Annotated in this window: 11 protein-coding genes; 6 read left to right on the top strand and 5 right to left on the bottom strand. The window is 54.5% G+C overall.

The annotated features are described in order from the left end of the window. Positions 1-4 precede the first annotated feature (4 nt). Positions 5-1,084 (bottom strand): ABC transporter permease, encoded by a 1,080-nt coding sequence (locus BJF95_RS19580; protein WP_075641181.1) that lies wholly within the window; start codon positions 1,082-1,084, stop codon positions 5-7. 172 nt (positions 1,085-1,256) lie between these two features. After that, a complete protein-coding gene (locus BJF95_RS19575; RefSeq protein ID WP_075641180.1) occupies positions 1,257-2,879 on the bottom strand; it encodes an ABC transporter substrate-binding protein in 1,623 nt (540 codons plus the stop codon). Positions 2,880-3,129: 250 nt separating this feature from the next. On the opposite strand from BJF95_RS19575, the gene BJF95_RS19570 reads away from it, so the two are divergent. From BJF95_RS19570 to BJF95_RS19560, 3 genes are read left to right on the top strand one after another with little or no spacing between them, the layout of a single operon-like run. After that, complete coding sequence (locus BJF95_RS19570) at positions 3,130-3,873, top strand: FadR/GntR family transcriptional regulator (RefSeq protein ID WP_075641248.1); 744 nt, start codon at positions 3,130-3,132, stop codon at positions 3,871-3,873. Then, a complete protein-coding gene (locus BJF95_RS19565; RefSeq protein WP_075641179.1) occupies positions 3,870-5,042 on the top strand; it encodes a PLP-dependent transferase in 1,173 nt (390 codons plus the stop codon). Before BJF95_RS19570 ends, BJF95_RS19565 begins: the two co-directional genes overlap by 4 nt. 28 nt (positions 5,043-5,070) lie before the next feature. Beyond that, on the top strand, positions 5,071-6,480 hold the full coding sequence (locus BJF95_RS19560; protein WP_075641178.1) for a M20/M25/M40 family metallo-hydrolase: 1,410 nt from the start codon (positions 5,071-5,073) through the stop codon (positions 6,478-6,480). 12 nt (positions 6,481-6,492) lie between these two features. Here the strand turns inward: BJF95_RS19560 and BJF95_RS19555 are convergent, their stop codons facing one another. The 3 genes from BJF95_RS19555 to BJF95_RS19545 all read right to left on the bottom strand — a co-directional run bounded on the left by BJF95_RS19555 (position 6,493) and on the right by BJF95_RS19545 (position 8,456). Beyond that, positions 6,493-7,011 (bottom strand): RES family NAD+ phosphorylase, encoded by a 519-nt coding sequence (locus BJF95_RS19555; protein ID WP_075641177.1) that lies wholly within the window; start codon positions 7,009-7,011, stop codon positions 6,493-6,495. Beyond that, positions 7,008-7,397 carry an MbcA/ParS/Xre antitoxin family protein gene (locus BJF95_RS19550; RefSeq protein ID WP_075641176.1) on the bottom strand — a complete coding sequence of 130 codons (390 nt, stop codon included), beginning with the start codon at positions 7,395-7,397 and terminating at the stop codon, positions 7,008-7,010. Before BJF95_RS19550 ends, BJF95_RS19555 begins: the two co-directional genes overlap by 4 nt. A gap of 165 nt (positions 7,398-7,562) precedes the next feature. Continuing rightward, on the bottom strand, positions 7,563-8,456 hold the full coding sequence (locus tag BJF95_RS19545) for an NAD-dependent epimerase/dehydratase family protein (RefSeq protein WP_075641175.1): 894 nt from the start codon (positions 8,454-8,456) through the stop codon (positions 7,563-7,565). 219 nt (positions 8,457-8,675) lie between these two features. Here BJF95_RS19545 and BJF95_RS19540 point away from each other — a divergent pair, with 219 nt between their 5' ends. Genes BJF95_RS19540 through BJF95_RS19530 form a run of 3 tightly spaced genes read left to right on the top strand, consistent with a single transcriptional unit; the run spans position 8,676 to position 11,876 of the window. Then, on the top strand, positions 8,676-9,122 hold the full coding sequence (locus BJF95_RS19540; protein WP_075641174.1) for a MarR family winged helix-turn-helix transcriptional regulator: 447 nt from the start codon (positions 8,676-8,678) through the stop codon (positions 9,120-9,122). Position 9,123: 1 nt separating this feature from the next. After that, positions 9,124-10,344: an HlyD family secretion protein gene (locus BJF95_RS19535; protein WP_075641173.1), complete on the top strand. Its 1,221-nt coding sequence runs from the start codon at positions 9,124-9,126 to the stop codon at positions 10,342-10,344. Beyond that, positions 10,341-11,876, top strand: a complete 1,536-nt coding sequence (locus tag BJF95_RS19530; protein ID WP_075641172.1) for a DHA2 family efflux MFS transporter permease subunit — start codon at positions 10,341-10,343, stop codon at positions 11,874-11,876. Before BJF95_RS19535 ends, BJF95_RS19530 begins: the two co-directional genes overlap by 4 nt. Positions 11,877-12,619 lie beyond the last annotated feature (743 nt).

Raw genomic sequence — 12,619 nt, 5'->3', positions numbered from 1 at the left:
GATCCTATTGTGGGCGAATGCGGGGATCGAGGTAAGTATAGGAGAGGTCCACCAGCAGGTTGATGGCCACATAGGACACGGCAATCATCACCGTGAACGCCTGCACCACGGGATAGTCGCGCGCAAAAATGGCTTCCACCAGCATGCGACCAACGCCAGACAGGCCAAAGACCGTTTCGGTCAACACCGCACCGCTGAGCAGCGCGCCCATTTGCAAGCCCAGAATGGTGACCACCGGCAAAAGCGCGTTGCCCAGTGCATGTTCGCGCACCACGCTTTTTTCCGGCACCCCTTTGGCACGGGCGGTGCGCACATAATCACGCCCCAGCACATCCAGCAGGGATGAGCGGGTCATGCGGGCAATAACGGCCATGGGGATGGTGGAAAGCGCCAAAACCGGCAGGACCATATGGCGCACAGCGTCCCAGAATACGGCCCAGTTTCCGGTCACCAAGGCGTTGAGGATGTAAAAATTGGAGAAAAACTCGAGGATTCTGCTCCAGCTGCTGTCCGCTGCCAATTGCCAGTGCCAGACCTCATAGAAGGGAATGGAATTGACCCCGGCTGAAAGCCGTCCCGATGGCGGCAACCAAAGAGGCGTGCCGCGCAGCATGACCCCAAACAGATAGGCCAGCATCAGGCCCAGCCAGAAGACTGGCATGGAGATACCGGCATTGGCGATGACCATGGTGCCAACATCAGCCGCAGAATTATGACGACGGGCGGCTATAACGCCCAGGCCAACACCGGTGATGGTGGCAACAATCAGCGCCAGCACCGCGAGCTCGGCGGTCATCGGTAGACGCTCAACAATGATCTGGGTGACAGGCCGTGAAGAGCGGATGGAAATGCCAAAATTGCCGTGCAGCATGTCGGTGACATAAATGAAAAACTGCGCAGGCAAAGGCTTGTCAAAGCCGTAGCGCGTAATGAAGGCCGCACAGGTCTCGGCATTGGCTTTTTCGCCAAGCATGGCCTTGCACGGATCACCCGGAATGAGCCGGGCGAGAGCGAAAGTCACAATCAGAATGCCGAAAATAACGGGGATGGATATCAGTAAACGTTTGAAAGCGTATCCGAGCATCGCAGGTCCTATCACCGGATTTCATTGCATAGACCATCGAACCATCAACGGCCTCGAGAAGATATTATGCAATAAATAGAATATATTATAGCGCATCCTACCCAGCCTGTCGGTGGGGCTTCGCTATAAAAGGCTGGGCAAATGTGCCCAGCCTGATGCGTCAGCGATGGTGTTACTTCTTCTTGGCGTTCATCAACCCGCCCCAGAGGGATGAGAAGTAATCGAACGAGCCGGTGTTGCCGACATGGGCAGGATTTGAAGCATCCAGACCCGCAGCCCAGGAGACCACAACATCATTGGCATTGAAATCCGATCCATCGGTGAATTTCACACCTTTGCGCAAATGGCAGGTCCAGACGGTGGAATCGTCATTGGCATCACAGCTGGTGGCAAGACCGGGGGTGATATCGCCGCTGTCCTTGGCATAGTTGAGCAGTGTTTCGGTGATGGGTGTGCAGGCGTTCAGCGTTTCGCCGTCGGTTTCATCGCCACAATAGAGGCTGATGGGCTCGGCGTTTTGCATAAACACCAGTGTGTCCTTGCCGGGAATTTCATCCTGCAACAGCGGTGAGCCAAAGGGGCGCACAGATGCATTCTTCAAGGTTGCACGGGCTGCAAAAGCGGCGGCCCCATGCACGATTGGCACCATGGGCACATGCTGGCGAATGGCATCGTTGACGGCCGCATAAATTGGCTCGGCCTTTTTGACATCGGCAATGGTTCCGCCTTCGGTCAATCCCTTGGTGATATCAGGGAAGGTGGTGCCGAACAGCTTTGATGTTTTGCCAAAGTGGTAATCAAGGAAATTGGTGATGTGCGGATAATCTGCACCCCAGCCAAGCAGGTAGAAGCCGTCGAGGCGGCCTGCGCTGGACTCGTCAATGAACTTGCCAGATTCCATGGGAACCACTTCGGCATCAATGCCGAGATTTTTCTTCAACTGGGTCTGGAACTCAACCGCCACCACGCTGGGTTCCGGCAGGTAGGAGCGGAAAACATCGCGATAATAGATCTTGGTTTTGAAGCCGTTTGGAAAGCCGGCATCCGCCATCAACTTTTTGGCAGCACTGGCATCAAAGCTATACCAGTCCTTGCCAGCACAGCCATTGGGCAGCGAGCAGGGCGTGAAATGCGAGGCGACGATCGAGCCTTGCGGGTAGAAATTGTCAACGATCCGCTGCCGGTCAATGCCCATGGCAATGGCCTGGCGCACCTTTTCGTTGTCAAAGGGTTTTACCGTATTGACCATGCCGAGATAGAGGATATTGGGCGCTGGCTGCGGCAAAAATTGCAGATCGGGATCGTTTTTGACGCTGTCAAAATCGTCGGGGCTGATGTTGGTGATTTCATCAACGGTGCCAGCGCGCAACTCATTCAGGCGGCCTGCACCGGATTGGTTCCAACGGAACACCAGCTTGTCGAAGGCGGGCTTGTCGCCCCAGTAAGCGTCATTGCGCACCATGGTGATGGAATCGCCACGGTTCCAGCTCTCCAGCTTGAAGGGACCGGTGCCAATGGGGTTGTCCAACAGCTTTTTGGCCGGACCCAATTCTTCAATGTGCTTGGCGGGCTGAATGCCAAAGGGCACAAAGGCGGCCTTGGCTTTGAAAGCCGGGTCTGGTGAGCACATGGAAAATGTCACGGTGTGCTCGTCAGTGGCGACGATGGATTTGATTTTGCCGCCATAGCTGCAATCCGGTGCCGTCAGGTTTTTGCCTTCAAAAGCAAAGGCCGGATGTGTGAGCAAAGCAGCAACCGAAACGGCAACAGCTCCGCCTAAAAGACGAAATTTCATACCTTTAATCCCCAGTTTATCTGTTCGCGCCTTTGCGGCACCCTCATTTTTTTGATGCGGATAACCTGTTGTTTTTGCTTTTCATCCTATCCGCGAAGATGAAATTTATGGTGTTCGCGTTCTTAGCTTTCGTCAGCGCCGTTGAGGTCGTCTTGACTTTGCCGCCGGGTGGCATACTGCTAAGATGTCAGACCAATTGTCAAGCGGTCGACAAAAGGAAGAATTCTGAATGACAAGCCCTCCCGAGGCCATGCAGCCTGACGCCACATCCATTGAAAAGGCAAAGAGGCGGTCCCAGCATCTTGTGGAACTGCCTCCATTGGATCGCGTTCAGCAGGTCAGCACTGCAATGGTCGGCTATATTGACAAAGCAGGTCTCAAGCGTGGTGACCGTTTGCCAACCGAGCGCGAATTGATGAATGCCCTTGGCGTGGGCCGCTCCACCGTGCGCGAGGTTCTCGGGCGGTTTCAGGCGCTGGGAGTGGTGGAAACCAAAAAAGGCAGCGGCACCTATCTGTTGCAACAGATCAATGCTTCCACTGTTCACATGCCGCTTCGCATGGAGACCGCCAATTTGCGCGATGTGCTTTTGCAAACGCTGGAGGTGCGCCGTGGCATTGAAGTGGAGGCTGGAGCCATGGCGGCCTTGCGCAGAACCGACGATGATCTCAAGCGGATTGAGCAAAAGCTGGATGTGATGGAGCGGGTGCATCTGGCCAAGGGAACATCGGGCAAGGAAGATCTTGCCTTTCATGTGGCGATTTACGATGCCACTCATAACCCATTGTTTGGCCAGATCCTCGCGCAGATGCGCGAGGCGTTTGAACGCTTCTGGGACAAGCCCTTTGATCGGCCCGATTTTGCCCGCCGTTCCTTTCCCTTTCATCGCACCCTGTTTTGCGCCATTGCCGATCAAGACAGTGCAGGCGCGCGCAACGAAACCCTGAAAATCCTCGGTATTGTCGAAGAAGACATCAAGGAAATGTCCAAATGAGTGACGCTTTTGATAATCTGCTAAGGGCATCCTTGATCACAGCCCATGATGAGAGCAATGCATTTGATGCGGTGGTGCCACCCATTGTGCAAACCTCTCTTTTCACCTTCAGTGATTACGATGAAATGGTCGCCACCTATCGCGGAGAAAAGCAGCGGCCCGTCTATTCCCGTGGATTGAACCCAACGGTTCGGGTGTTTGAAGACATGCTGGCAAGGTTGGAAGGGGCGGATGATGCGCTGGCGTTTGCCAGCGGCATGGCGGCAATTTCGTCCACGGTGTTGAGTTTTGTCGAGCCGGGCGATCGCATTGTCGCGGTGCGTCATCTCTATCCTGATGCCTTTCGGTTTTTTGAAACCGTGTTGAAACGCATGCGCGTTGAGGTGATTTACGTTGATGGGCGAGATGAAGAGGCAGTTGCCAAAGCGCTTCCCGGCGCAAAGCTTCTCTATCTCGAAAGCCCGACAAGCTGGGTGATGGATGCGCATGATGTCGGCGCTTTAGCAGCACTTGCCAAGCAACACAGCGTGTTGTCCGTCATTGATAACAGTTGGGCGACGCCGGTTTTTCAGCGGCCTTTGACCTTGGGCGTCGATCTTGTGCTGCATTCGGCCTCAAAATATCTGGGCGGACACAGCGATGTTGTCGCCGGTGTGGTTGCTGGCCCCAAAGCGTTGATCGAGCGCATTCGCACCGAAACATTGCCCTATCTCGGTGGCAAGCTCTCGCCCTTCGATGCATGGTTGTTGGTGCGGGGTTTGCGCACCCTGCCGATCCGCATGAAAGCCCATGAGGCATCAGCGCTGGAGATCGCCCACCGCTTGCAGGCACTGGATATTGTCGAGAAGGTTTGCCATCCGGCCCTCAACAATGCCCTCCCACCGGGATTGCATGGCACGTCGGGGCTGTTCTCCTTCATTTTCAAAGATCAGATCAATATTCGCAGCTTTTGCGATCATCTGACGCTGTTTAAACTGGGCGTGAGCTGGGGCGGCCATGAGAGCCTGATTGTGCCGGGAGATGTGGTGGCCAACCAAAAGGCACCGCCAAGCTTTGCCGCCGCTTTCGGTGTTGATCCGCTGTCTGTGCGTTTGCATGTCGGATTGGAAGGCACGGAGGCACTCTGGAGTGATGTGCAGGCCGCGATTGCGGCGGCGCGCACTAAGTAAACGATCTTCAGGGATAGAAAGCCGCGTGATGACCGATATCGAAAACATCCTTGCCCGCGTTGATGCCAATTTTCCTTCCAGTTTGGCAACGTTGTTTGAGCTGGTGCGCATTCCGTCGATCTCGACCGACCCCGCCTACCAAGGGCATTGTCGAAAGGCGGCTGAGTTTCTGGCACATTATCTGGCCGGATTTGGCTTTGATGCGTCGGTGCGCGACACCACGGGCCACCCCATGGTGGTGGCACATCATGCGGGCCACAGTCCCGATTGCCCGCATGTGCTGTTTTATGGTCATTATGATGTGCAGCCGGTGGATCCGCTGAACCTGTGGAGCCATGATCCGTTTGAGCCAGCCATTCGTGAGGCCGAAAACGGAGACAAAATCATCACCGGACGTGGCACCTCTGACGACAAAGGGCAATTGCTGACCTTTATCGAGGCGGTGCGGGCCTTAAAAGAGACAAACGGCGGCTTGCCGGTGCGCATCACCATGCTGTTTGAAGGCGAGGAGGAATCGGGCTCTCCCTCGCTCCGGCCATTTCTGGAGGCCAACCGGCAGGAGCTGAAGGCAGATTTCGCCATGGTGTGCGATACCGGCATGTGGGATGCGCAAACGCCAGCGATTTGCGCAAGTCTTCGGGGTCTGGTGGGCGAGGAAATCACCATTAAGGCCGCCAGCCGAGATCTGCATTCCGGGGGTTATGGCGGTGTTGCGGCCAATCCGCTGCATGTTCTCAGCGATATACTGGCGGGCCTGCATGATGAAACCGGAGCGGTGACCTTGCCCGGCTTTTACGATGGTGTCGATGAAACGCCTACGGACATAAAGGCGGTTTGGGACGCGCTGGAAAAATCGCAATCGTCCTTTCTCTCAGACATTGGCCTGTCCACCCCTTCTGGCGAAAAGGGACGCTCAATTCTGGAGCTGCTGTGGGCGCGGCCAACCGCAGAAATCAACGGCATGTCAGGGGGGTATACGGGTAAGGGTTTCAAGACGGTCATTGCCGCAGAAGCCATGGCGAAAGTGTCTTTTCGCCTTGTGGGTCGTCAGGACCCGCAGAAAATTCGCGAGAGTTTTCGTGCCTACGTCCGCTCAAAACTTCCGGTCGATTGCAGGGTTGAGTTCCAGGCTGAGGGCGCTTCGCCTGCCATCCAACTCGCTTACGATTCACCACTGCTTGCAAAGGCAAAGGCGGCATTGTCACAAGAATGGCCAAAACCTGCCATCGTTACCGGTGGCGGCGGCTCCATCCCGATTGTTGGTGACTTTCAGACCATGCTTGGCATGGAATCCCTTCTGGTGGGCTTTTCGCTGGATGACGATTGTGTGCATTCCCCTAATGAAAAATACAATCTCCCCTCTTTTCACAAGGGCATCCGCTCCTGGGTGAGAATATTGGCAGCGGTTTCCGATGAGAACGGGCCCGGTTCAATCTGAACCTGACAGACACTATCGCCAAGACAGCTGATCTTTCGGCAAGCGCCCGCTTGGATCATGCACATTGACCTGATGCGGCATATCTGCCCCCCAGTGCCAGAGCACCAGATTTTTATCGTCACGCTCCGCGCCCGGTGCAAAACTTGGGACAAGAATACCCGAGATATTGCGCGCCCTCAGCCGGTCAAAAATCCCCCATGAGGCTGGCCGCGTACCCCCTGCAAGCGCCATTGCCCAAGGGCAGCTCAACTCGTCCAGGGTAACGGAATAGCTTTCTCGCCCCTCCGATGAGGTGAGATCGGCAATATCGTCACAATCGACCTCGTAGGAGCACAGCACGCAAGGGTCGATGCGATGGGCAAAACCTTGATTGGCTTCCTTGATGGCGGTCATAATGCTGAGGGCCAGATAGAGTGCTGGAACTCCTTTGGGGTTAAAACGCGCACCCCGAATGGCGGCACCTTCTCCAGAAAGCGGTTTGAATGCCCATCTGGGATCATGCGCGCGATAACAGGTGCCTTTGAACCTCAAGCGAAACCACCGACTGCCATATGGTCGAGATAGTCTCTGACGGCAGAGGCCTTGCCATCTTTCACCAGCGCTTCCGCTGTTCTTCCGCCAAATGCGGGCAGTGGCTGGGCACGATACCAGGCCATGGCCTGTTCCTTGCCGCCAGCCCAATCGGCAACCCGGCTGATGATTTCCAGCATTTCCAGCAAACGCCCTTGCGTGCGGGCCGTATTGCTGCGTGCGGTGCGATAGACGGTTTCGCGCGACAGTCCGGCTGTGTCAGCCAATTGCCCTTTGGACATGCCAAAATCATTGGCAACGGCCTCGACGGCAATCTTGCCACCCTTGCCCATGTAAGACAGCACAAGCGGCTCGGCCTGAACGGGCAGGCTGTGTACAGAGCTCATATCGATCGCCTCGTGGTGTTACGCCATAAATAATGCCATATTCTACGCACATTATATATGGCATTTCACCGGCAATCGCAAGAAAATCACCAATCATGCAATTATAGCCCCATTGGCCAACGAAAATGGGCCGAGGCGATGTGCCGCCACGGCCCCAATCCATCATCACCGCTTGACATAGGCCTTCCAGGGATGGGCTTCCTTGAAGCCTAACACCTCACGCGCCTTGCGGTTGGAAATGGGAGCTTCATCTGCCCCCATCGGCCGCGTAACCGGGGTGTCGGGGCAGTATTTGGCGAGAAATTCCGGGGTGGGCAGGTCTGCGGTAATCGTATCATTGACGGCGTTAAACACCTGATAGCCGAGACCGTCTTTCTCGATGCACAGATGCACGATTTCGCCGAGGTCACGGGCGTCAATATAGCTCCAGGCATTGCGCTTTCGCGACATGGGGTTGTCGAGATAGCCGGGAAAATTGGCGTAGTCTTGGGGCTCAATCACATTGCCGATGCGGAGGGCATAGATATCGGCACTATAGCGCATGGCAAAGGCGCGGGCCGTTTTTTCATTCACGACTTTGGAAAGGCCATAGCTGTCCATCGGGTCGGTGTCATAATCTTCTTCAAGCGGAAACGAGTGGAAATCCTTATCGCCTTCCGCAAAGCAGACACCATAGGTGGTTTCGCTAGACGCAACGATAACCTTGCGCACACCCAGTTTCATCGCCGCTTCGATAACATTATACGTGCCAACCACATTGGCCGAGAACGTCTTGTTGTCAGGCTCGATCATGACCCGGGGAATGGCAGCAAAATGCACAATCGCATCCGGGGCAGAGGGTGGCTCACCGTTGTTGTAACCGTCAAAACCAAAATGCGTAGTCAAGGCATTAAACACCTGGCCGCTATCGGTAATGTCAGTGATCAGCGTATTTACGCCGGGCAGGTCCAGCGGTTTCAGATCGAGATTGAGGATAGAATAGCCCTTGCTCAGAAGATGAGCGACAGCATGGCGACCGGCCTTTCCGGTGCCACCTGTGAAGACGATGCGTTTGGTCATTTTCCTTCTCCGTTTGCCCGCCAATAGATGTGCCTCAATGCGGATCTGTCAAGCGCATGCCTTTCCTTGGGTCGTTGTCGAATCCGGGGCAGAACCGGAGGCAATATCGCGAAGCGAGGCGCACGCTCAGCATCATCACAAACCTATGATTTGACGATTGTAAGGACTGCTATAATAAGGATGCTAACTATAGCGGCACTTATGATCAGGGACATCATCATGGAGCTCAATCCGACGCTTGGCTTTTTGCTGCATGATGTGGCGCGCCTTTTGCGCAAGCGGTTTGAGCAGCATGCCAAGGACATTGGTTTGACGCGCACCCAATGGCAAACGCTGGTCTATCTGGCACGCTGCGAGGGTACCAATCAGGTCAGTCTCGCCGAGTTGCTCGAGATAGAGCCCATTACGCTGGCTAGGGTCGTTGATAAGCTCTGTGAGCGCCAATTGGTTGAGCGCCGTGCTGATACCAATGACCGGCGGGTCAAGCGGCTCTATCTCACCGATGTGTCCCGTCCGCTCTTGGGTGAGCTGCGCGCTCTGGGCGATGCGACTCGTGCAGAAGCGCTGGAAGGCATCTCGGATGCGGATCGCCAACGCCTTTTTGAAATTTTGAACAAAATGAAAGTCAACCTTCTAGGGGCCTGCCGATCATCGGCTTGCGAATAACATGTCTGATAACCTTTCTTTGCGCACCGGTAACGAAATTGGCAACAACACTGGCACCGGCGAAACCAAGTACGATGAGCCAACATCACCAAAACCTGGGCCTAGGAAAGCAGCGCGTTCACGCCGCGCCAACACGCGACTTTTCCTCTTTGCTCTGGTGCCCGTGGCCCTAGTGATTGGTGGGTATGCCTATGTTACGGGCGGGCAGGTCATGACGACAGACAATGCTTATATCGGGGCCAATATTGTTGGCGTGACCACGGATATTTCCGGCCTCGTCAAGTCGATTGATGTGCATGAGGGCGAGGCGGTCAAGGCTGGCCAAGTGCTGTTCACGCTCGACCCGCGCTCATTTCAGATTGCGGTGGATGGCGACAAGGCCAAGCTTGGTGCGGCCAGAGATCAGATTCTCAACCTTCAAGCCAGCTATCAACAAAGCTTGGTCGAGCTCGCTCAGGCTCAGGCGGATCTGCCTTATTATCAAACAAATCTTGAGCGCCAGCAGCGCTTGCAAAACACATCTGCATCGACGCAGGCAAATCTCGATGACGCCCAACATGCACTGATTGCGGCGCGCGAAAAAGTCGATGTTGCGAAAGCCGCAGTCAGCGTGGTTCTGGCCCAATTGGGAGGCAAGGCTGACGCACCCGTGGAAAGCTATCCTGTTTATCTGGAGGCCAAGGCAGCGCTGGACGATGCCCAAAGGCAGTTGGATCACGCAACTGTCCGTGCCCCCTTCAATGGCATTGTCACACAAGTCAGCAGCTTGCAGGTTGGCAGCTACATGACAGCTTCGCAGGCCGCGTTTGAGCTGGTCTCCAATGACAATATGTGGATTGACAGCAACCCGAAGGAAACAGAGCTGACCTATGTCCGCCCCGGTCAGGATGTTACCATCACGGTGGATACCTATCCGGGCACCACTTGGCACGGCAAGGTGGACAGCATCAGCCCTGCGTCCTCCTCCAGCTTCTCGCTGTTGCCGGCCCAGAACTCGTCTGGAAACTGGGTTAAAGTGGTGCAACGCATTCCCATGCGCGTGTCCATCACGGACGCTACCAACAAGCCCCCGCTGCGTGTCGGCATGAGCACAGAGGTATCGATCGATACGGGTCATGCGCGCGGTTTGCCAGATTTTATCGGTCAGTGGTTTGGGGCCAAAACGGCGAATGCGACCGAGGCCTCGCCAATGCACCGGGCCGTGAGTGAGCGTGTCAAATGACCACGCTCGCTCAGGATCAACCACATATTGCCAATCGCGGTGCTATCACGGCGTGCATTATTTTGGCCGTGGTCATGCAGGCGCTGGATACAACCATCGCCAATGTCGCACTGCCCTATATTCAGGGCAGTGTTTCCGCCAGCTCTGACCAGATCAACTGGGTGCTGACATCCTATATCGTGGCAGCCGCCATCATGACGCCGCCATCCGCATTCCTGTCGGCCCGCTTTGGGCGCAAACGCGTGCTTCTGGTGGCCATTATCGGCTTCGTTGCGGCCTCTGTGCTGTGCGGATTGGCGCAGTCTCTGGGGCAGATTGTCGGTTTTCGCCTGATGCAGGGCTTTTTTGGTGCTGCCCTCGTGCCACTATCTCAAGGTATCCTGCTGGATATTTATTCGCTGGAAGAGCGAGGCTCGGCCATGGCCCTGTTTGGCATATCTGTGATGGTGGGTCCGGTGCTGGGGCCTGTTATCGGCGGCTGGCTTACCGATCATCTCAGTTGGCGCTGGGTGTTTTATATCAATGTACCGATTGGCATTCTGGCTTTCATTGGCATTACCGTTTTTGTTTCAGAGACCAAGGTGGATAATCGCGCCCGCCTGGATTGGTTCGGATTCGGCTTGGCCAGCTTGTCTATTGCTGCGTTGCAATTGTTTCTCGATCGTGGCGAGCAACTGGACTGGTTCTCATCGGGCGAAATCATCATCGAGGCACTGGTGTGCGGCACAGCATTTTACATGCTGCTGGTGCATATGTTCACCTCCGACCGGCCGTTTATCAATCCCAAACTGTTTCTTGATCGTAATTTCGCTGTCTGTTTCATGTTCATCTTTGTCGTGGGCGTCACCTATCTCGCGTCTCTGGCTTTGATGACGCCCTATCTGCAATCGCTCATGGGGTATCCCGTGGTTACGGCAGGCATTGTCATGGGGCCGCGTGGCGTGGGCACGATGATGTGCATGTTCGTTGTCGGACGTCTGATTGGGCGGGTCGATACGCGCATTTTGCTCGGCCTTGGCCTCGGCGTGACGGCATGGGCCATGTATGACATGACCGGCTGGACGTCTGATGTCTCGCAATGGACGATTGTTTACGTCGGCTTTATTCAAGGGGCCGGACTTGGCTTTCTGTTCGTGCCGTTAACAACCGTGGCCTTTTCCACGCTTCCTGCGGATATGCGCGGTGATGGCACGGGCATATACAATCTATCTCGTAATATTGGCTCCAGCGTGGGCATCGCGGTGGTGTCAGCCCTGTTGGTGCGAAACGAGCAAATCAATCACGCCACGCTGGCAACCTATGTCACACCGTTTAATCATGCATTTCATGCCACGGCTGCGGCCGGGCTGAGCCCCTGGACACCCGCAGGCCGCGCAGGTTTGGAACAAGTCATCGAGAAACAGGCGGAAATTATCGCGTATATGAATGATTTCAAACTGTTGATGATCATGTCTCTCGCCGTAATGCCAGCCTTGTTGCTGCTGAGAACCAATGGCCCGCTGGATGTGGATCACACCATTGCTGTCGAGTAACGACATCAGAGACGTTCCATAGAATTATTCACCGCCTGAAATTGCCAAATATCGTGTACGATCAAACCATTGCCAGAAAAGTGGGATTTTCGCTAAAAATCTGTTTGACATATTTGGGCTGTGGGCCTAGAAACCGCCTCACCGAACGAGGCGGCGCTTCTGAGGAAGTGTTGGTTTCGCTCTTAGAGATCATCTTGATAGCTTTTATAGTTTGAATGACCGAGCTTTCGGGTTTGGTTGAGGTGGTTTTTTGACGGTTTTGATCGTCAGTTATTTGACAATTACATATGAGAAGAAAGAGAAACGTGGACGGCGGTTTTGCGTTGGAGAGTTTAGCAATAAACACTCTGATAGAAGACAAATGACGGTCACGTTTTGATATGAGAACACCATTTTTTGCTNTTGAGGTGGTTTTTTGACGGTTTTGATCGTCAGTTATTTGACAATTACATATGAGAAGAAAGAGAAACGTGGACGGCGGTTTTGCGTTGGAGAGTTTAGCAATAAACACTCTGATAGAAGACAAATGACGGTCACGTTTTGATATGAGAACACCATTTTTTGCTGGGTTCAGATGCCTTTAGTCCTTCCTTTGGAAGGACGGGACCTGAACCGGATTGATCAGAGCAGTGATGCTTTGAATTGGTTTGAAGCAAAAAATAAGTGAGTTCTCGTCGATTCAGAACATACAGTGATTAGTTAAGATTGAATTCTCAACTTGAGAGTTTGATCCTGGCTCAGAA

Source organism: Rhizobium oryziradicis (assembly GCF_001939045.1).
In the GTDB taxonomy this organism is placed as follows: Bacteria; Pseudomonadota; Alphaproteobacteria; order Rhizobiales; family Rhizobiaceae; genus Allorhizobium; species Allorhizobium oryziradicis.
This window is presented reverse-complemented; position numbering and strand designations above follow the sequence as displayed.